Origin of the sequence: Kitasatospora sp. MAP5-34 (assembly GCF_029894335.1) — a bacterium.
GTDB lineage: Bacteria > Actinomycetota > Actinomycetes > Streptomycetales > Streptomycetaceae > Kitasatospora.
This window is the reverse complement of the sequence record NZ_JARXZC010000005.1, coordinates 174,103-193,649: the sequence shown is the minus strand read 5'-3', so window position 1 is coordinate 193,649 and position 19,547 is coordinate 174,103. Positions and strand designations below refer to the sequence as shown.

Here is a 19,547-nt window from a genome sequence, read left to right as displayed (position 1 = left end):
AACGGATCGGGGGCCCGTGCGGACGCGTCCGCACGGGCCCCCAACCGGGAAGCTAGACCAGACCGGTCAGCCGGTCGGCTCGACGCACTCGCCGGGCGCGCGGCCACTCACCCGTTCAGTCTCAAGGGCGCTCTGCAGGATCACGATCGCGGCGGCCTGGTCGATCACCGACCTGCCCTTCTTCGAGCTGCGGCCGGAGGCGCGCAGCCCCTGGGCCGCCGTGACGGTGGTCATCCGCTCGTCCACCAGCCGCACCGTCACCGGCGCGACCAGCGCGGCCAGCCGGCCCGCGTACTCGCGGACCTTGACGGCCGCCGGGCCCTCCTTGCCGCTCATCGAGCGCGGCAGGCCGACCACGATCTCGATCGCGTCGTACTCCTCCGCGATCGCCTTGATCCGCGCCTGGGAGCGGCCCCCCGCCGGGACCGTCTCCACCGGCGTGGCGAGCATCCCGTCGGGGTCGCAGGACGCGACCCCGATCCGGGCGTCACCGACGTCGACGGCGATCCGGCGGCCCCGGCGGAAGACCTTCTCCTCGGGCTCGTCCATCAGGCGGAACGCTCCGCGACCAGGGCGCGGACGGCGGCCACGGCCTCGTCCACGGCGGCGGGGTTGCTGCCACCGCCCTGCGCGAGGTCGTCCTTGCCGCCACCGCCGCCGCCGAGGGTCTTGGCGGCGACGCGGACCAGCTCACCGGCCTTGATGCCACGGGCGCGGGCGTCCTCGTTGGTGGCGATCACCGTCAGCGGACGGTCGTTCGCCACGGTGAACACCGCGACCACGGCCGGGCGGCTGCCCAGGCGGGCCCGGACGTCCAGGACCAGCTTGCGCAGGTCGTCGGCGCCGGTGCCGTCCGGCACGCGGGCGGCGACCACGGCGACACCGTGCACGTCCTCGGCGCCCGAGACCAGACCGGCGGCGGCGGCGAGCACCTTCTCCGCACGGAAGCGCTCGATCTCCTTCTCGGCGTCCTTGAGCTTGGCGAGCATGCCCGAGATCTTCTCCGGCAGCTCCTCCGGACGGCCCTTGACCAGCTCGGTGAGCTGGGCGACGACCGTGTGCTCCTTGGCCAGGAACTTGTACGCGTCCACACCGACCAGGGCCTCGACACGGCGCACCCCGGCGCCGATCGAGGACTCGCCGAGCAGCTTCACCAGGCCCAGCTGGGCGGTGTTGCCGACGTGCGTGCCGCCGCACAGCTCCTTGGAGAAGTCGCCGATGGTGACGACGCGCACGGCGTCGCCGTACTTCTCGCCGAACATCGCGATGGCCCCGGCCTTGCGGGCCTGGTCCATCGTCATCACCTCGGCGGTGACGTCCAGCTCGCGGGCCAGCACCTCGTTGATCTTCTGCTCGACGTCGACCAGGACGGAGCCCGGGACGGCCGTCGGGGAGCCGAAGTCGAAGCGGAAGCGGCCGGGGGCGTTCTCGGACCCGGCCTGGGCGGCGGTGGGGCCGAGGGCGTCGCGCAGCGCCTGGTGGGTCAGGTGGGTGGCGCTGTGGGCGCGGGAGACCGCGCGGCGGCGCTCCAGGTCCAGCTGCGAGTACGCGGCCGAGCCGACCGTGACCTCGCCGACCAGCACCGAGCCCTTGTGCACGATCACGCCGGGCACCGGCTGCTGCACGTCGCGGATCTCCACGACGGCACCCGTGTCGAGCTTGATCCGGCCGTGGTCGGCCAGCTGGCCACCGCCCTCGGCGTAGAACGGGGTGCGGTCCAGCACCAGTTCGACGTCGTCGCCCTCGTGTGCGGCCGGGGTCGGCACACCGTCCACCAACAGGCCGACGACCGTGGCCTCGCCCGAGGTGTCCGCGTAGCCGGTGAAGACGGTGGCACCGGCGGAGTCGGCGACGGCGCGGTAGGCGGAGACGTCGGCGTGGCCGTGCTTCTTGGCCTTGGCGTCGGCCTTGGCGCGGTCGCGCTGCTCCTTCATGAGGCGGCGGAAGCCGTCCTCGTCCACCGAGAGGCCCTGCTCGGCGGCCATCTCCAGGGTCAGGTCGATCGGGAACCCGAAGGTGTCGTGCAGCTGGAAGGCCTTGTCACCGGCCAGCACGGCGGAGCCGGACGACTTGGTCTCGGCGACGGCCGTGTCCAGGATCGTGGTGCCGCTGCGCAGCGTCTGGAGGAAGGAGGCCTCCTCCGCGACGATGACGGTCTCGATCCGCTTGCGCTCCTCGAAGAGCTCCGGGTACTGCGGGCCCATCGCCTCGATCGTCACGTCGGTGAGCGACTGGGCGACCGGCTCGGTGGCGCCGAGCAGGCGCATGTTGCGGATGGCGCGGCGCAGGATGCGGCGCAGCACGTAGCCGCGGCCCTCGTTGCCCGGGGTCACGCCGTCGGCGACCAGCATCACCGAGGTGCGGATGTGGTCGGAGACCACGCGCAGCGAGACGTCGGACTTCTGGCCGGCGCCGTAGCGGTGACCGGTCAGCTCGGCGGCGCGGCCCAGGATCATCCGGGTGGTGTCGATCTCGAAGAGGTTGTCGACGCCCTGCAGGATCGAGGCGAGACGCTCCAGGCCGAGGCCGGTGTCGATGTTCTGGTTCGGCAGGTCTCCCAGGATCGGGAAGTCGTCCTTGCCCTCGCCGGCGCCGCGCTCGTACTGCATGAAGACCAGGTTCCAGATCTCCAGGTAGCGCTCGCCGTTGACGGCCGGCCCGCCCTCCTCGCCGTAGGCGGGGCCGCGGTCGTAGTTGATCTCCGAACACGGGCCGCACGGGCCGGGGACGCCCATCGACCAGAAGTTGTCGGCCTTGCCCAGGCGCTGGATGCGCTCGGCCGGGACGCCGATCTTGTCCCGCCAGATCTTCTCGGCCTCGTCGTCGTCCTGGTAGACGGTGATCCACAGCTTCTCGGGGTCGAGGCCGTAGCCGCCCGCCTCGACGGAGGAGGTCAGCAGCTCCCACGCGTAGGAGATGGCCCCTTCCTTGAAGTAGTCCCCGAAGGAGAAGTTGCCGCACATCTGGAAGAACGTGCCGTGCCGGGTGGTCTTGCCGACCTCTTCGATGTCCGGCGTCCGCACGCACTTCTGCACGCTCACCGCGCGGCTGAAGGTGGGCTTGACCTCACCGAGGAAGTACGGCTTGAACGGCACCATGCCCGCGTTGACCAGCAGCAGGGTGGGGTCGTCGGCGACCACGGACGCCGACGGGACGACGGTGTGCCCGCGCTCCTCGAAGAAGCGCAGCCAGCGGCGGCGAATCTCTGCCGACTCCATCACAGGTCCTTCCGGTTGGGGATGCCGCCGGGCAGCTCGTCGAGCTGACGGGGCGTGGGTTCAAGAGCTTTACGCGTCGGGGGCAGGGCGACAGCCGGGCCCACTTGAATTTCCAAGGGGGCGGGTGCCGCCGAGATAGCTCGGTACCCGGCGTCGCGGCGCAGCGCTCGTCGCGGCTGCGGGTCGACGACGGCCGTCCCGTCGAGCCCGAGGTCGGCGCGGAGCTGCTCCTCGCGCTCGGCCATCCCGGCGCGTACGTCGGCGGCGAACCGCTTGGCCGTGTCGCCGAGTTGCAGGGCGCCGCGCGCGGCGGTACCGGACAGGCTGTCGGGGGTGAGCCGGTGGACGGCCTCGTTGGCCTTGTTCATGGCCCAGACGGTGGCGCCGGCGCCGACCGCCATCCAGAAGATGCGTCGCACCATGGTCAGCCCCTCACGGCTCGGCGTACGCGGCCGACCAGACCGCCGCGCGGCGCGGTGGCCGCCCGGACCTCGGCCCGGATCAGCCGCGCCAGCTCCTCACGCTCGCCCGGCTGCTGCGGGAGCGTCAGACCGGCCTGCTGCCTGCTGACGGCCTTGCGGACGCCGTAGCTGAAGGCCGCGACCTTGACCAGCGGGCCGCCGATCGTGGCGGCGACGGTGGAGGAGAGCGCGTTGGCGTTGGCGGCGGCGTCCTGCACGTTGGCGGTGATCTCGTCCACCCGCTCCAACTGCTCGTTGGCGCTGCGGACAGCGGCGCCCGCATCCACCAACAACGGCACAGCCTGCTCGGTGACGGCGGAGACCAGGACGGTCGCCTCCTTCAGCACCCGCGACAGGCGCACCAGCACCACGGCGAGCAGGGTGACCAGGACCGCCCAGAACACGGCCACCAGCAGGCCGGCCAGCTCTCCCACGGACACCTTGCGCGCTCCCTCGCCTTGCCACTTCCCAGCACGTCCTCAGAGGGGAACCCTACCGTGACCTCGTCGGCTTTCCCGACCGGTATACCGCCCGGGGCCTTCGGTCCGACGGCGGGCAGCGACGGCGAGCGCCGGTTCGGCGGAAAACGGGACGAGCCCCCGCAGCCACGAGGGCTGCGAGGGCTCGAACGGTTGCCCAGTGGAGTGCTGGGCTGCGGGTCAGCGCGAGTAGTACTCGACGACCAGCTGCTCGTCGCAGATCACGGGGATCTCGCGACGCAGCGGGGTGCGGTCCAGGCGGAACGCCAGGGCCTTGAGGTTGACCTCGAGGTACTTCGGGGTCGCGCCCTCGCCGGCGTAGCCACCCTCGCGGGCGACCTCGAACGGGACCTTGGCCTTGCTGCGCTCACGCACGGTGACGACGAAGCCGGGCTTCAGCTGGAACGACGGCTTGTTGACCTTGCCACCGTTGACCTCGATGTGGCCGTGAACGACCATCTGACGAGCCTGGTAGATGGTGCGGGCGATGCCCGAACGCAGAACCAGGGAGTCCAGACGGGTCTCGAGCTCGGCGATGAGTGCCTCACCCGTCTTGCCCTCGACCTTCTTGGCACGGTCGAAGGCGCGAGCCATCTGCTTCTCGGACAGGTCGTACTGGGCGCGCAGACGCTGCTTCTCGGTCAGACGGACCTTGTAGTCAGAGTTCTGCTTGCGGCCACGGCCGTGCTGGCCGGGCGGGTACGGGCGCGCCTCGAAGTACTTGACGGACTTCGGGGTCAGCGGAATGCCCAGGGCACGGGCAATCTTGACCTTTGGGCGCTTCTGGTTCGCCATGAACCAAACCTCTCTTGCGTGTGAATACGGCTTCACCAGGTGTTGACGGAGGTCGCTCCTCGCGACCCGGAGAAAAACCACCCCAGGGGGTGATCAGCCGCTCTCCGAGCCGGGCACGGATGTGCTTGCACACGCGCGGCCCACTGCCCGCGAAGGTGGTGGACTGCCCGCGACACCGAAAACGGTGCGCAACGCTCCTGGAAGCTCCCTGACTCACGAGGGAACTTCGGGCCGGTGTCCCGCTGGTGCGGACGGTCAGTGGGTTCGCACCCGCTGCCGTGCCCGGGACAGGGCACTCCGACCGAGTATACCCGCCGCTCAGTCGCCCTCGCCCCGGCCCCTCAGCCGACCCCTCGTCCAGTCGACGATGTCGGCGTACCGGGCCTCACCGCCGTGCCTGGTCGGCTGGTAGTACTCCTTGCCGTGCACCTCGTCGGGCGCGTACTGCTGCGCGGCGATGCCGCCCGGCAGGTCGTGCGGGTACTGGTACCCCTTGCCGTGGCCGAGCTTGGCCGCGCCGCCGTAGTGCCCGTCCCGCAGGTGCGGCGGGACGGCGCCCGCCAGGCCCTGCCGGACATCGGCGAGGGCGGCGTCGATCGCGAGGTACGCGGCGTTGGACTTCGGGGCCAGGGCCAGCGCGATGGCGGCCTGCGACAGGATGATCCGCGCCTCCGGGAAGCCGATCAGCGCCACCGCCTGGGCCGCCGCGACGGCGGTGGAGAGCGCTGTCGGGTCGGCGAGGCCGATGTCCTCGCTGGCGGAGATCATCAGGCGACGGGCGATGAAGCGCGGGTCCTCGCCCGCCTCGATCATCCGGGCCAGGTAGTGCAGCGTGGCGTCCACATCGCTGCCCCGGATCGACTTGATCAAGGCACTGGCGACGTCGTAGTGCTGGTCGCCGTCCTTGTCGTAGCGGACGGCGGCCTGGTTGACGGCCGTCTCGGTGGTGGCGAGCGTGATGACGCTCTCACCCTTCTCCAGCGCCGCCCCGGCCGCCGCCTCCAGCGTGGTCAGCGACCGGCGGGCATCCCCGCCGGCCAGCCGGACGAGGTGGTCCTCGGCCTCCGGCGAGAGCTCCAGCGCGCCCCCGAGACCGCGCTCGTCGGCGACCGCGCGGCGCAGCAGGGTACGGACGTCCTCGTCGGTCAGCGACTCCAGGGTGAGCAGCAGCGAGCGGGAGAGCAGCGGGGAGATCACCGAGAAGTACGGGTTCTCGGTGGTGGCGGCGATCAGCGTGACCCAGCGGTTCTCCACGGCGGGCAGCAGCGAGTCCTGCTGGGCCTTGGAGAAGCGGTGGATCTCGTCCAGGAAGAGCACGGTCTCCCGGCCGCTCATCCCGACGGCGCGGCGCGCGCCGTCGATGACGGCCCGGACCTCCTTGACCCCGGCGGTGATCGCGGAGAGCTCGACGAACCGGCCCTCGACGGCCTGGCTGATCACGTGCGCGAGCGTGGTCTTCCCGGTGCCGGGCGGCCCCCAGAGGATCACCGAGCTGGTCGCGGCGGGCCCGCTCGAACCGGCCACCAGGCGGCGCAGCGGCGACCCGTCCTTGAGCAGCTGCCGCTGCCCCGCGACCTCGTCCAGGGTGCGCGGACGCATCCGGACGGCCAGCGGGGCCCGCCCGGGCTCCCTGGCCTGGCGTTCCTCGGCTGCGGCGGTGAAGAGGTCGGGTTCCACGGTTGAAGCGTATGCGAGCGCACCGACAACCCCGCCCAGGCAGTCCCAACCTCAGGCAGTCCCACCCTCGGGCAGTCTCACCTCAGGCAGTCCACCTCAGGCCAGTTGTTCAAATTCGAACTGTTCTGTCGTACGCTGGTACCCGCCCACTCGACGAACCACCGGGAGCGCTCGCCCATGTCTGTCCGCCGTCTGAACCACGCCGTGCTCTGGATCCGCGACGTCGACCGCTCGGTCGCCTTCTACACCGACGTCTTCGGTTTCCAGGTCGACCACCTGATCCCCGGCCGCGCCGCCTTCCTGAGCGCACCCGGCAGCAACAACGACCACGACCTCGGCCTGTTCGCGATCGGCGCCGACGCCCCCGGTCCCGAGCAGGGCCGGGTCGGCCTCTACCACCTGGCCTGGGAGGTCGGCACCCTCGGCGAACTGGCCGAACTCGGCCGCAAGCTCACCGGACTCGGCGCCCTGGTCGGCTCCACCAACCACGTGGTCTCCAAGTCCTTCTACGCCAAGGACCCCGACGGCAACGAGTTCGAGCTGATGTGGCGCGTCCCCCGCGAGGACTGGCCCGCCGCCGACTCCGACGCCCGGCCCGGCCCCCTCGACCTCGCCGAGTCCATCGAGCGCTGGGGCCCGGACCTGGCCACGGGCGCGGCGGCCGGCTCGGCGACGTAACGGCTCCGCTCGCCCCTGGTACCCCTGTCGAGCAGAAGATGGGACACCTGCCCCTGTCGGCCGGCCGACCGGTGCTGGAGCATGGCGGGTAAGAGCCTGGACCCCCGACCCGACGAAGGGGGCGCTGAGATGGTCGGCCGGAGCAGGACGTCGACCGGGCGGGCCGAACCGTTCCTGGCACTGCTCCTCGGGCTCCTGCTCTCGGTGGCGTTCGCCGTCATCACGCCCGCCGCCGGTGCCCAGGGCGGCCGAGTCTCACGCTCGACAACCACGACGGCCCCGCCGGGACCGGTGTGAATGCCACGGGCAGCGGATTCTCCTTCTGCGCCCAAGCCACCATCACCTGGGTGGAGGGCAACAACCGGACGCCGGCCGGCAACGTGACCGTCACCGACGGCACGTTTCCAGGCCGTGCCGACGCGGGGCCTCTAGCTCCGCAGACCCGCCGCGTGGTCCGGCACGTACTTCTGGAGGTCCCGGGGCGGTCGCTGATAGCCCTTGGACGGTGGGCGGGCCGGGAGTTCGACCGGCGGCTTGTCGATCTCCCGGTAGGGGACGGTGGAGAGCAGGTGGGCGATCATGTTGATCCGGGCACGGCGCTTGTCGTCGCTCTCCACCACGTTCCACGGCGCCTCGGGAATGTCGGTGTGGACGAACATCTCGTCCTTGGCACGGGAGTAGTCCTCCCAGCGGCTGAGCGACTCCGCGTCCATCGGCGAGAGCTTCCACCGCCGCATCGGGTCCTCCTGCCGGGAGCGGAAGCGCCGCTCCTGCTCGTCCAGGCTCACCGAGAACCAGTACTTGCGCAGCTCGATGCCGGCCTCGATCAGCATCCGTTCGAAGGTCGGGCACTGGTGCAGGAACTGCCAGTACTCCTCCTGGGTGCAGAAGCCCATCACCTTCTCGACCCCGGCCCGGTTGTACCAGCTGCGGTCGAAGAGCACGATCTCCCCGGCGGCGGGCAGCTGCTCCACGTACCGCTGGAAGTACCACTGCCCGCGCTGGCGCTCGGTCGGCGCGGGGAGCGCGGCGATCCTGGCGACGCGCGGGTTCAGGTACTCCGTCACCCGCTTGATGGCGCCGCCCTTGCCCGCCGCGTCCCGGCCCTCGAAGACCACCACCAGCCGCACGCCCTCGGCGCGCACCCACTCCTGCAGCTTGACCAGCTCACTCTGCAGCTGGAGCAGCTCCTTCTCGTACGCCTTCTTCGGGACCCGTCCCGGACCCGCCACTGTGCCCTCCGCCCACCGGATGCTGATGACCACTCACGCTAAGGCCGATCCGCCCCGCGCGCAGGTCCGCGCGCCCTGTGCAACTACCTCAGAGCGCGCCGAAGGGTTCCGGGTAGCGGCAGAGCCCCTGCGGGCCGCCGTCGTACGCCGGGAGCGGGAGGGCCTGGAAGTACTCGGCCGGGACGGGGAAGGGCCCGCTGACGCCGTGTTCCCAGGCTGGGGTGAAGCCGAAACGGCCGTAGTAACCCGGGTCTCCGAACACCACCACCAGCCGCTCCCCCGCGTCCTCGGCGGCGGCCAGTGCGGCGCGTACCAGCTGTCGGCCCACGCCCTTGCGCTGCCACTCGGGCGCGACCGCCACCGGGGCCAGCGCCAGTGCCTGCCCCTCGCCGACCCGGAGCCGGGTCAGCAGCGCGTGACCGACGACGAGTTGCCGCTCGTCCACGGCGACCACGGAGAGTCCCGCCAGCCAGGACGGGTCGCGGCGCAGCGCGTCCACCAGGTCGGCCTCGTCGGGGCCCGGGAAGGCCGCCATGTGTACGCGTCTGGTCGCCGGTGCGTCCGAGGGGAGTTCGGCTCTGGTGGAGACGTTCATGGTTGGTCCTTCTGTGTCGCACGCCGTTGTGGGACAGGCTCCGTGGTGGAGAGGCTCCGTTTCGGACAGACTCTGCTTCGGACAGACTCCGTTGCGGACAGGAGCGGTTGCGGACGGGCTCCGGCCCGGTGCGGACTCGCACCGGGCCGGAGCCACGAAGGTGATGCTGTTGAGCAGGCGTCAGGCCTGGTCGGCGGACTCCGACTTGGCCTCTTCCCGCGCCTTGGCCTCTTCGCGAATCTTGGGCTGCGCGTCCACGCCCGCCTCGCGACGCTGCGCGGGGGTGATCGGGGTCGGGGCGCCGGTCAGCGGGTCGCCACCGGTGGACGTCTTCGGGAAGGCGATCACGTCCCGGATGGTGTCGTACCCGCCCAGCAGGGTGACGATCCGGTCCAGGCCGAAGGCGACCCCGCCGTGCGGCGGCGGGCCGTAGTTGAAGGCGTCCAGCAGGAAGCCGAACTGCGACTGCGCCTCCTCCTCGCTGAGGCCGATCGCGTCGAACGCCCGCTTCTGCACCTCGCGCTGGTGGATACGGATCGAACCGCCGCCCAGCTCCGAGCCGTTGAGCACCAGGTCGTACGCGTTGGAGAGCGCGCTGCCCGGGTCGGTGTCGAAGGTGGCCAGCGACTCGGCGGTCGGCGCGGTGAAGGGGTGGTGCACCGCGTGCCAGCCCTGGAACTCGCCCTTGTCGTCCTCGATCGGCTCGAACATCGGGAAGTCCACGACCCACAGGAAGGCCCAGGCCGACTCGTCGATCAGCTCGCAGCGCTTGCCGATCTCCAGTCGGGCGGCGCCGAGCAGCTCCTGCGAGGCGGTCTTCTTGCCCGCCGCGAAGAAGATCGCGTCACCGTTCTTGGCGCCGGCGGCGGCCGCGAGGCCCGCCAGGTGCTCGGCGTTCAGGTTCTTGGCGACCGGGCCGCGCAGCTCGCCGGTCTCGGCGTCGATGACGACGTACGCCAGGCCACGGGCGCCGCGCGCCTTGGCCCAGTCCTGCCAGGCGTCGAGCTGCTTGCGCGGCTGCGAGGCGCCGCCGGGCATCACGACCGCGCCGACGTACGGCGCCTGGAACACCCGGAACTCGGTGCCCTTGAAGTACTCGGTGAGGTCCGTCAACTCCTGGCCGAAGCGGACGTCCGGCTTGTCGGAGCCGTAGCGGTTCATCGCGTCCGCGTACGTCATGCGCGGCAGCGGGCTGGGCAGCTCGTAGCCGTGCACCTCGGACCAGATCCGGGAGACGACCTTCTCGCCGAGGGCGAGGATGTCCTCCTGGTCGACGAACGAGGCCTCGATGTCCAGCTGGGTGAACTCCGGCTGGCGGTCGGCGCGGAAGTCCTCGTCGCGGAAGCAGCGGGCGATCTGGTAGTACCGCTCCATGCCCGCGACCATCAGCAGCTGCTTGAACAGCTGCGGCGACTGCGGCAGGGCGTACCAGTGGCCGGGCTGCAGGCGGACCGGGACGAGGAAGTCGCGGGCGCCCTCGGGGGTGGAGCGGGTGAGGTACGGCGTCTCGATGTCGAGGTAGTCGTTCTCCTCCATCACCGTGCGGATGATGTGGTTGACCTTGGAGCGCAGGCGCAGCGCGCGGGCCGGGCCCTCGCGGCGGAGGTCCAGGTAGCGGTAGCGCAGCCGGACCTCCTCGTTGACCGTGCCGGGCTCGTACTCGGCGACCTGGAACGGCAGCGCGGCGGCCTCGGAGAGCACCTCCAGCTCGGCGACGACGAGCTCGACGGCGCCGGTGGCGATGTCGGGGTTCTCGTTGCCCTCGGGGCGGACCCGGACCTCGCCGGTGACCTTGACGCAGTACTCGGAGCGCAGGTCCCCGATCGCCTCCAGGTCGCGGGCCACGATCTGCACGGTGCCGGAGGCGTCGCGCAGGTCGATGAAGGCCACGCCGCCGTGGTCGCGGCGGCGGGCGACCCAGCCGGCCAGGGTGACGGTGGTGCCGGCGTGCTCCGCGCGGAGCGTGCCCGCGTCGTGCGTGCGGATCACAGCTGCTTCTCCTTCAGGGTGGTGACAAGTGCTTCGAGTGCGACGGGGGTCTGCTCGCCGGTGGTCAGGTCCTTGAGCTGGACGACACCGGCGGCGAGATCTCGGTCCCCGGCGACGAGGGCGAAGCGGGCGCCGGACCGGTCGGCGGACTTCATGGCGTTCTTGATGCCCTTGACGCCGAAGGCGAGGTCGGTGGCGACGCCGGCCCGGCGCAGCTCGACGACCTTGGCGAACAGGACGTTCTTGGCCTCCTCGCCGAGCGCGACGGCGTAGACCGAGGTGGTGGCGGGCAGGTCGAGGACGATGCCCTCGGCCTCCATCGCGAGGTAGGTGCGGTCCACGCCGAGGCCCCAGCCGACGGACGGCAGCGCGGGGCCGCCGAGCATCTCGGAGAGGCCGTCGTAGCGCCCGCCGCCGCCGATCGCGGACTGCGCGCCGAGGCCGTTGTGCACGAACTCGAAGGTGGTGCGGGTGTAGTAGTCCAGCCCGCGCACCAGCTTGGGGTCGTCGACGAAGGCGATCCCGGCGGCCGTGAGCAGCTCGCGGACCTGCTCGTCGTACGCCTTGCACTCCTCGCACAGGTAGTCGCGCAGGCGCGGGGCGTCGGTCAGCTGGGCCTGCACGGACTCGCGCTTGTCGTCCAGCACGCGCAGCGGGTTGATCTCGGCGCGGCGGCGGGTGTCCTCGTCCAGGTCGAGACCGGCCAGGAACTCGACCAGCGCGGCGCGGTAGACCGGGCGGCACTGCTTGTCGCCGAGGCTGTTGATCAGCAGGCGGTAGTCGCGCAGGCCGAGCGAGCGGAAGGCGTCGTCGGCCAGGATGATCAGCTCGGCGTCCAGCGCCGGGTCCTCCGCGCCGATCGCCTCGGCGCCGATCTGGGCGAACTGGCGGTAACGGCCCTTCTGGGCGCGCTCGTAGCGGTAGAAGGAGCCCGAGTACCAGAGCTTGACCGGCAGGTTGCCGAGCTTGTGCAGGTTGGCCTGCAGCGTCGCCCGGACGACCGAGGCGGTGCCCTCGGGGCGCAGCGCGAGCTCGTCGCCGCCCTTGGTGGTGAGGTTGTACATCTCCTTGCTGACGATGTCGGTGGACTCACCGACACCGCGCGAGAAGAGCTTGACGTCCTCGAAGACCGGCGTCTCGATGTAGCCGTAGCCGGAGCGGCGCAGCGGGGCGCTGAGCCGCTCGCGGATCGCCAGGAAGGTGGCGGAGCTCGGCGGCAGCAGGTCGTAGGTGCCCTTGGGGGCGTTGAAGGTGCTCAACTTCTCTTCCGTCACATTCCTCGTCGCGGGAAAGCCGGGGCGCCGAGCGCTCCCGCCGCCTGCTGGAGGTAGGGGTTGGTGGCGCGCTCACGGCCGATGGTGGTCTGGCCGCCGTGTCCGGAGAGGACCACGGTGGCGTCGTCGAGGGGCAGGCAGACCCGGGCCAGCGAGGCCATGATCGCGTCGCTGTCGCCGCCCGGGAGGTCCGTGCGCCCGATGGAGCCGGCGAAGAGCAGGTCGCCCGAGAAGAACACCGGTGGGATGTCGTTCGCGGCGGGCGTCCTGAAGGTCACCGACCCCTTCGTATGGCCGGGCGCGTGGTCCACGGTGAGCTGCAGGCCGGCCAGCTCCAGGACGCTGCCGTCGGTCAACTCCCGGACGTCGTCCGGCTCGCCGACCGTGAGGCTGCCCATCAGCTGCTGTCCGAGCGAGCGGCCGAGCGCCTTCTCCGGGTCGGCCAGCATGTAGCGGTCCTCGGGGTGGATCCAGGCCGGGACGCCGCGCGCGCCGCAGATCGGCATCACCGAGGCGACGTGGTCGATGTGGCCGTGGGTGAGGACCACCGCGACGGGCTTGAGCCGGTGCTCGCGGATCAGGTCCTCGACGCCCTGGGTCGCCTCGTGGCCCGGGTCGACGATCACGCACTCCTCGCCGGCGGCCGGCGCGACCAGGTAGCAGTTGGTGCCCCAGGCTCCGGCGGGAAATCCGGCGATGAACACGCGAGTCCTCAATCGGGTCGGGCGGGCAGGTGCGGGCGGGCGTAATGCTGATCTCAGGGCAGCCTACCGGCGGTACGGCACCGCTGACGAACCAGATACGGGTGATCCCCGGTAGCCCGGTCCGGTGAAATTGTGACCTACGACTTTCACCGCTGATCTCGTGCTTACACACGAGGTCCCTACACTTGGCCGCCAGTGGGTGCGATGATCCGCAACAAGATCCACCGGAAGCGGCAGCTCGCGAAGGCAGGATCTTCCGAAGCACCATCCTCAGACGTCCGGCAGATATGTAGGAGACACGGCCCTGTGGTCACCAGCGAACAGCGGCGGCGGCAGCTCGCCCGCGAGAAGTACGAGCGGCAGATGGAGCGCCGGGCCGAGGCCCAGCAGCGCGCGAAGCGCCGTAACGCCATCATCGGCGGCTCCCTGGCCGTGGTGATCGTCGCCGCGGGCGGCGCCTGGGCCGGCGGGGTCTTCGACTCCAAGGCCAAGGCCACCACGCCGCAGGCTGCGCCGACCCCGTCGGCGCCCGCCGTGAGCCCGTCCGCTCCGGCGGCCCCGGTCTCGGTGAAGGGCTGCAACCCGCCCGCCGCCGGCCAGCCGAACGGCAAGCAGTGGAAGACCGAGCCCGCCATGACGGTGGACACCAGCGCGACCTACACCTCGACGCTGGACACCAGCTGCGGCAAGGTGACGCTCACGCTGGACGCCGCCAAGGCGCCGCACACCGTCAACTCCTTCGCCTTCCTCTCGGGCCAGCAGTACTTCGACCACGTGAAGTGCCACCGCCTCACCACGCAGAGCATCTACGTCCTGCAGTGCGGTGACCCGACGGGCACCGGTTCGGGCGGCCCGGGCTACCAGTTCGCGGACGAGAACCTGACCGGCGCGACCTACCCGGCGGGCACCGTCGCGATGGCGAACGCGGGCCCGGGCACCAACGGCAGCCAGTTCTTCCTGGTCTACAAGGACACCCAGCTGCCCGCGAGCTACACCCCGTTCGGCAAGATCACCGGTGGCCTGGACGTGCTCCAGAACATCGCCGCCGGCGGCGTCCAGGGCGGCACCGGCGACGGTGCGCCGAACGCCAACGTCGTCCTCAACTCGGTCTCGACCGTCAAGAGTTGATCCCGCACGGCGGGGTGGGCCGGGCCCGTACCACGGGCCCGGCCCACCCCGCCGCGTGAAGTCGACCGGCCCGGATGCGGACAGCACCGGCGCTGGTCCCCTATGTTGCTGTTGTATAGGGTGCCCTGACCGTCGGCCGTCACCCTCGGCAGTAGAGACTCGACGGCTCGGACGGCGGACTCCATCGGTCCGCCGCACATCAACTGTGGACGACGTACGCGCACCACGGGTCCGTGGGCGCGACGTCATGTGGAGGAGGCGCTGTGACCAGCGATCCGTGGGGCCGTGTCGACGAGCAGGGGACCGTCTACGTCAGGACGGCCGAGGGCGAACGTGCCGTCGGCTCCTGGCAGGCAGGATCCCCCGAGGAGGCCCTCGCCTACTTCGAGCGCAAGTTCGAGGGGCTGGCAGCCGAGATCGGCCTGCTGGAACACCGCGTACGCAAGACCGACCTCGCCGCCAAGGAGGCCCTGGCCGCCCTGGAGCACCTGCGCGCGCAGGTCGTCGAGGCGCACGCGGTCGGCGACCTGGCGGCCCTCGCCAAGCGCCTGGACACCCTGACCTCCGAGATCGAGTCCAAGCAGGTCGAGCGCAAGGCCGCCAAGGCCAAGGCGCAGGACGAGACCCGGGTGGCCAAGGAGAAGCTGGTCGTCGAGGCCGAGCAGCTCGCCGAGTCCACCCAGTGGCGGGAGGCCGGAGACCGGCTGCGCGCACTGGTGGACATCTGGAAGGCCCTGCCCCGGCTGGACCGTAAGAGCGACGACGAGCTGTGGCACCGGTTCTCGCACGCCCGCTCGGTGTTCTCCAAGCACCGCAAGGCGCACTTCGCGACCCTGGACGCCGAGCGCGACGAGGCCCGCTCCGAGAAGGAGAAGCTGGTCGCCGAGGCCGAGGCGCTCTCCAGCTCCACCGAGTGGGGCGACACCGCCGCCCGCTACCGCGACCTGATGACGCAGTGGAAGTCCGCCGGGCGCGCCCAGCGGGACGCCGAGGAAGAGCTGTGGGCCCGGTTCCGGGGCGCGCAGGACGTCTTCTTCCAGGCCCGCTCCGCCGTCTTCAGCGAGCGCGACGCCGAGCAGGGTGAGAACCAGAAGCTCAAGGAGGCCCTGCTGATCGAGGCGGAGGCCATCCTGCCGATCACCGACCTCAAGGCCGCCAAGGCCGCGCTGCGCGAGGTCAGCGAGCGCTGGGAGGCCATCGGCCACGTCCCGCGCGACGCCCGGCCGCGCCTGGACGCCCGGCTGAACACCGTCGAGCGGGCCATCCGTGAGGCGGAGGACGCCGAGTGGAAGCGCTCCAACCCGGAGGCCAAGGCCCGCGCGGCCGGCATGACCGGGCTGTTGCAGTCCGCCATCGACAAGCTCCAGGCGGACCTGGACAAAGCCCGCGCGGCGGGCAACGCGAGCAAGGTCGCCAAGCTGGAGACCGAGCTGGCGGGCCGTCAGGCCCTGCTCGACCAGGCTCTGAAGAGCCTGGAGGAGTTCAGCGGCTGAGTTGCCTCAAGGGCGGCGGCCCCGGGCTCTCGGGCTCGGGGCCGCTGCCTTGCCCGCAGGTGCCCGATCGGGATCGGGTAACAGGGGCGCGAGGGCTGAACGCGATGGGTAAGGCTTCAGACCGCTGCCTTCCGAATTCGCGCAGTTCCCCGCGCCCCTCCTGGTTACCCCGGTGCGTTACACCTTGTCGGCGGCGATCATCAGGTACTGGAAGCTGCCCTCCTTGTAGGCGGTCAGGAAGGCCTCCTCGATACCGGTCGCCACGGACGACTGGGCGCGCAGCTCCCAGTACGGGATGGTCGCGGCGGTCAGGTCGACCACGCTGATCGGGAGCAGGTTGTTCGCCGCCATGGCGGCGAAGTACTCGCTGCGCGGGTGGATGTCACAGATGTAGTGCGCGTCGATCTGGCTGACCGCCCGGGACGGCTGACGGCCGTGGACGTCGTTGTAGCAGCCGGTGATGGTGACGTACCGGCCACCGGGCGTCAGAACGCGGGCGTGCTCGGCGAACAGCTTGTGCAGGTCGACGTACATGGTGCTCTCGTTGTTCCAGATGGACCGGAAGGTCGCGTCCGGGAAGCCGTTGTCGAGCATGTTCCGGAAGTGGAAGGCCACCTTGTCGGCCACGCCACGCTGCCGGACCTGCTCGTTGGCGAAGCCGACCTGCTTCTCCGATATGGAGATGCCGTCGACCTGGCAGCCGAACCGGAGGTTGGCCAGGAAGCTGGTGCCGCCCCGGCCGGAGCCGGCGTCGAGGATCCGGTCCGCCGGGCCGAGGTCGCCGAGCTGGTCGAGCAGGAAGTCGGCCTGGGCGCCCTCCAGCCGGTGCATCTCCCGGATGGTCCGCTCCTCGCGGGTGCCCTCGGGGCCTTCGAGCACGGACCAGTCCACGTCGCCGATGCCGTAGTGGTGGTGGAAGGTGCCGGAGACCTCGCCGAGCCGCAGGTTGACGGGGTCCTGCTCCTTGTTCCAGTAGTCGGCCACGGACTTCTGGTACCGGGTGGACAGCACTTCGGTGGTGGTGTCGAGCATGGTCATCGTGGTGTTCCTGTCTACTGGTTGTAGCGGGGGCTGCTGGCGTGCCACTCCTTGTTGCCACCGAGCCAGGCCCAGAGGCCGCCCAGGTAGCGGGTGAGGAGCGGGTCGCCGGTGAGGGTGAGCGCGGCTGCGGCGGCCTCGAAGGAGTGCATGAGTTCGTTGTGCAGGTCGGCGGAGCGCCGGACCGCGTCGTCGAGGGAGCAGCCCTGCTCCGCCGCGATCACGGTCGGCAGGTTGTACTCGACGCCGTCGGCGCCGCCCTCCTTGTGCATCGAGTACACGTCGTTGAGCAGGACGGACGCGAGGGCGGCCTGCAGGGTCGCCCGGCGGACGTCAGGGCGTCCGTAGACGTTGGCGGGCAGCTCGTACCCGCCGATGGCGTCGACCAGGGCCAGGCACGGCAGGAAGCTGTTCATCTGACGGTTCGCCAGGTACTCCCAGACGGGCGGCGGGCTGCCGCCGATCCGCCAGCCCGCCTCGCAGTCCATGCCGAGGAAGAGCCCGGCGATCTCCTGCCTGAGCCGGTTGACCTGCGACCCGGAGGCGTACCGGCCCAGGTCCTCCACCGAGCGCCGGAGCGCGTTCAGCACCGGCTGCTCGCGCATCGCCCGCTCGTAGGACTCGCGGGCGCCGCTCGGCAGCTGCGCCGGATCGATCGCCGACTGGGCGAGCATCAGCTGCGGCCCGAGGCGCTCGGGGTGCTGGCCGGCGGCGGCCTCGTCGCAGAAGTAGTCGTCGACGGCGAACTCCGCCGCCATGCACCGGGCTGCGGCCAGCAGCCGGTCCGGGTCGTCGGTGTCGGGGTGGGTCAGCATCAGCAGCCGCCCGTAGTTGGCCGCCCGGAACTTCTCGGCCTGCCCGGCGTAGATACCGACCTGCCCGGCCCAGCGGACCAGCCGCTCGTTGACCTCCTCGCCGAGGGCGGGATCGTCGCGCAGGTGCGGCGGGCAGTACAGGTCGGGCAGCGTACGGCCGCGCGCCGCCTGGGCGGGCGCTGCGGCGCGCGGCGGGACGGACGCCGGGACGGACGAGGGGGTGCGCGGTCGCAGCAGCTCGGTGAGCCGGGCGGCTGACGTACCGAGTCCGGTCGGGCTGGTCGGGATCGGGCGCGTGGCGCCGGCGGCGGTCTGCACGGGTGCCATCGGTCCTCCTGTGGGGACGGATCAGGACCGGGGGGCGGCCACGTGGACGTTCTCCAGGATGCCGACGGCGTCCCCGACGAGGATCGCCACCGAGGCGTAGGCCGTCACCAGGTACTTGATGAGCGCCTGGTCGTCGATGCCCATGAAGCGGACGTTCAGGCTCGGCTCGTACTCGTCCGGGATGCCGGTCTGCCGCAGGCCGATGACGCCCTGCCGGTCCTCGCCGGTCCGCATCGCGAGGATCGAGGACATCTGCCCGTCGGTGACCGGGATCTTGCTGCACGGGAAGATCGGCACGTTCCGCCAGGCGGGGATCCGGTGGCCGTCGACCTCGGTGCTGTCGGGGTAGATGCCACGCCGGTTGCACTCACGGAAGAAGGCCGCGATCGCCTTCGGGTGGGCCAGGAACATGTCGGTACCCCGGCGCATCGCCAGCAGGTCGTCCAGGTCGTCCGGGGTCGGCGGCCCCGACCAGGTGTTGATCCGCTGGTCGTAGTCGACGTTGTGGAGCAGGCCGAAGTCCCGGTTGTTCAGCAGCTCCCACTCCTGCCGCTCCCGGATCTCCTCGACCGTCAGCTTGAGCTGCTCCTCGACCTGGTTCATCGGGTCGTTGTAGAGGTCGGCGACCCGGGAGTGCACCCGCAGGATCGTCTGGGTGATCGAGAGCTCGTACTCGCGGGGCGCAAGGTCGTAGTCCACGAACGAGCCCGGAATATCGGCCTCGCCCTCGTGGCCCGCCGAGACGGCGACTTCCACCTCACCCTTGGAATTCACCTTCCTGGACGCATTGGCGAGGAATGCACTGATGTGCTGCCGCAGCTTTTCGGAGCGGTGGAACAGCTCGAGGAAAGAATCCCAGGGAAGCGCCAGGATGGTTCCGGCAGTGGTGGCCCGGACCGTCGCCATCCAGAGCGGATCGCTCTGCAGAAGGGCTTCGTCGCCGAGGTGGTCACCGTCGGACAGCACGCCGAGGGTTTCCTGGACACCGTATTTCCCGGTGGCCAGTCGCTCTATTCGGCCGTGCGCGACAATGAAGACCTCCTCGATGGGATGGCCTTCCTCGACGAGGACGTCACCGCTCCGGAACTCGCGGAGGGTGAACCGTCCGGCCAGCTCCGTCAGCAGGTCATCGTCGTCGAAACCCCGCAGGACCGGGATCTCGCGCAGCGTCTCGGGGATGATTCTCACATTGTCGGCCCCGGACTGGACAAAGCCGACCCGCCCCCGGCCGACCGCCAGCGAGAGCCGCCGGTTGACCCGGTAGGTACCACCGGAAACCTCTACCCACGGAAGCCGGCGAAGCAGCCAGCGCGAGCTGATTCCGCGCATCTGCGGAGCGGACTTCGTGGTCGTCGCCAGGTTCCGCGCGGCTGCGGTACTCAGGCTGAACTGGCTCTTTTCCTGGGCGGGTCCGGTATCCGCTTCGACCGTCATTCGCACTCTCCCATTGCCGACTCGGGCAGGGCATCGATCCGCCCTGTCGCTCGGCACCAATTAATACCGAGATCAGATGAACGCCAGCGATTTTTGGAGAAAGCTGAACAGAAGTTCGAAGCTAATCCGCCAATCCCGAACCGGCCGATTATGCGGGTAGCGCGCCCGCCCGGCCGGTCGGAGTCGGGCCAGAATCGGACATAAGCCCTC

Annotated in this window: 18 protein-coding genes; 4 read left to right on the top strand and 14 right to left on the bottom strand. The window is 70.7% G+C overall.

Features of this window, described 5'->3' with window-relative positions; all coding sequences use genetic code 11:
- Positions 1–66: 66 nt before the first annotated feature.
- The 6 genes from ruvX to P3T29_RS07615 form a co-directional block, all read right to left on the bottom strand.
- A complete protein-coding gene (gene ruvX / locus P3T29_RS07640) occupies positions 67–549 on the bottom strand; it encodes a Holliday junction resolvase RuvX (RefSeq protein WP_280715542.1) in 483 nt (160 codons plus the stop codon).
- Positions 549–3,218, bottom strand: a complete 2,670-nt coding sequence (gene alaS / locus P3T29_RS07635) for an alanine--tRNA ligase (protein ID WP_280715541.1) — start codon at positions 3,216–3,218, stop codon at positions 549–551. Before alaS ends, ruvX begins: the two co-directional genes overlap by 1 nt.
- Positions 3,218–3,640 (bottom strand): DUF6167 family protein, encoded by a 423-nt coding sequence (locus tag P3T29_RS07630; protein ID WP_280715540.1) that lies wholly within the window; start codon positions 3,638–3,640, stop codon positions 3,218–3,220. Before P3T29_RS07630 ends, alaS begins: the two co-directional genes overlap by 1 nt.
- A 2-nt stretch (positions 3,641–3,642) precedes the next feature.
- Positions 3,643–4,119, bottom strand: coding sequence for a DUF948 domain-containing protein (locus P3T29_RS07625; protein WP_280715539.1), 477 nt, complete (start codon positions 4,117–4,119; stop codon positions 3,643–3,645).
- A gap of 219 nt (positions 4,120–4,338) precedes the next feature.
- Positions 4,339–4,953 (bottom strand): 30S ribosomal protein S4, encoded by a 615-nt coding sequence (rpsD, locus tag P3T29_RS07620; protein WP_280715538.1) that lies wholly within the window; start codon positions 4,951–4,953, stop codon positions 4,339–4,341.
- Between the two features lie 318 nt (positions 4,954–5,271).
- Complete coding sequence (locus P3T29_RS07615) at positions 5,272–6,630, bottom strand: replication-associated recombination protein A (protein WP_280715537.1); 1,359 nt, start codon at positions 6,628–6,630, stop codon at positions 5,272–5,274.
- 177 nt (positions 6,631–6,807) lie between these two features.
- Between P3T29_RS07615 and P3T29_RS07610 the strand changes: the two genes are divergently transcribed.
- The gene (locus P3T29_RS07610) at positions 6,808–7,308 is read left to right on the top strand and encodes a VOC family protein (protein ID WP_280715536.1); all 501 of its coding nucleotides are present in this window, start codon (positions 6,808–6,810) and stop codon (positions 7,306–7,308) included.
- An 81-nt stretch (positions 7,309–7,389) separates the two neighbouring features.
- Positions 7,390–7,605 (top strand): hypothetical protein, encoded by a 216-nt coding sequence (locus P3T29_RS07605; protein ID WP_280715535.1) that lies wholly within the window; start codon positions 7,390–7,392, stop codon positions 7,603–7,605.
- Positions 7,606–7,736: 131 nt separating this feature from the next.
- Here the strand turns inward: P3T29_RS07605 and ppk2 are convergent, their stop codons facing one another.
- From ppk2 to P3T29_RS07580, 5 genes are all read right to left on the bottom strand, one after another.
- Complete coding sequence (ppk2, locus tag P3T29_RS07600) at positions 7,737–8,540, bottom strand: polyphosphate kinase 2 (RefSeq protein WP_280715534.1); 804 nt, start codon at positions 8,538–8,540, stop codon at positions 7,737–7,739.
- A gap of 88 nt (positions 8,541–8,628) precedes the next feature.
- On the bottom strand, positions 8,629–9,135 hold the full coding sequence (locus P3T29_RS07595; RefSeq protein WP_280715533.1) for an N-acetyltransferase: 507 nt from the start codon (positions 9,133–9,135) through the stop codon (positions 8,629–8,631).
- A 180-nt stretch (positions 9,136–9,315) separates the two neighbouring features.
- Positions 9,316–11,124, bottom strand: coding sequence for an aspartate--tRNA ligase (aspS, locus tag P3T29_RS07590; RefSeq protein WP_280715532.1), 1,809 nt, complete (start codon positions 11,122–11,124; stop codon positions 9,316–9,318).
- Positions 11,121–12,383: a histidine--tRNA ligase gene (gene hisS / locus P3T29_RS07585; protein ID WP_280715531.1), complete on the bottom strand. Its 1,263-nt coding sequence runs from the start codon at positions 12,381–12,383 to the stop codon at positions 11,121–11,123. The genes aspS and hisS overlap by 4 nt, the downstream gene beginning before the upstream one ends.
- Before the next feature lie 11 nt (positions 12,384–12,394).
- Entirely contained in the window at positions 12,395–13,102 is a 708-nt protein-coding gene (locus P3T29_RS07580; protein ID WP_280715530.1) for an MBL fold metallo-hydrolase, read from the bottom strand.
- Positions 13,103–13,408: 306 nt separating this feature from the next.
- On the opposite strand from P3T29_RS07580, the gene P3T29_RS07575 reads away from it, so the two are divergent.
- Together P3T29_RS07575 and P3T29_RS07570 are read left to right on the top strand one after the other, a co-directional pair.
- Complete coding sequence (locus tag P3T29_RS07575; RefSeq protein WP_280715529.1) at positions 13,409–14,230, top strand: peptidylprolyl isomerase; 822 nt, start codon at positions 13,409–13,411, stop codon at positions 14,228–14,230.
- A 263-nt stretch (positions 14,231–14,493) separates the two neighbouring features.
- On the top strand, positions 14,494–15,723 hold the full coding sequence (locus tag P3T29_RS07570) for a DUF349 domain-containing protein (protein ID WP_280715528.1): 1,230 nt from the start codon (positions 14,494–14,496) through the stop codon (positions 15,721–15,723).
- Positions 15,724–15,900: 177 nt separating this feature from the next.
- Here the strand turns inward: P3T29_RS07570 and P3T29_RS07565 are convergent, their stop codons facing one another.
- From P3T29_RS07565 to P3T29_RS07555, 3 genes are read right to left on the bottom strand one after another with little or no spacing between them, the layout of a single operon-like run.
- Complete coding sequence (locus tag P3T29_RS07565) at positions 15,901–16,761, bottom strand: geranyl diphosphate 2-C-methyltransferase (protein ID WP_280715527.1); 861 nt, start codon at positions 16,759–16,761, stop codon at positions 15,901–15,903.
- A 14-nt stretch (positions 16,762–16,775) separates the two neighbouring features.
- Positions 16,776–17,903 carry a family 2 encapsulin nanocompartment cargo protein terpene cyclase gene (locus P3T29_RS07560; protein ID WP_280715526.1) on the bottom strand — a complete coding sequence of 376 codons (1,128 nt, stop codon included), beginning with the start codon at positions 17,901–17,903 and terminating at the stop codon, positions 16,776–16,778.
- A 21-nt stretch (positions 17,904–17,924) separates the two neighbouring features.
- Positions 17,925–19,337, bottom strand: coding sequence for a family 2B encapsulin nanocompartment shell protein (locus tag P3T29_RS07555; protein WP_280715525.1), 1,413 nt, complete (start codon positions 19,335–19,337; stop codon positions 17,925–17,927).
- Between the last annotated feature and the right edge of the window lie 210 nt (positions 19,338–19,547).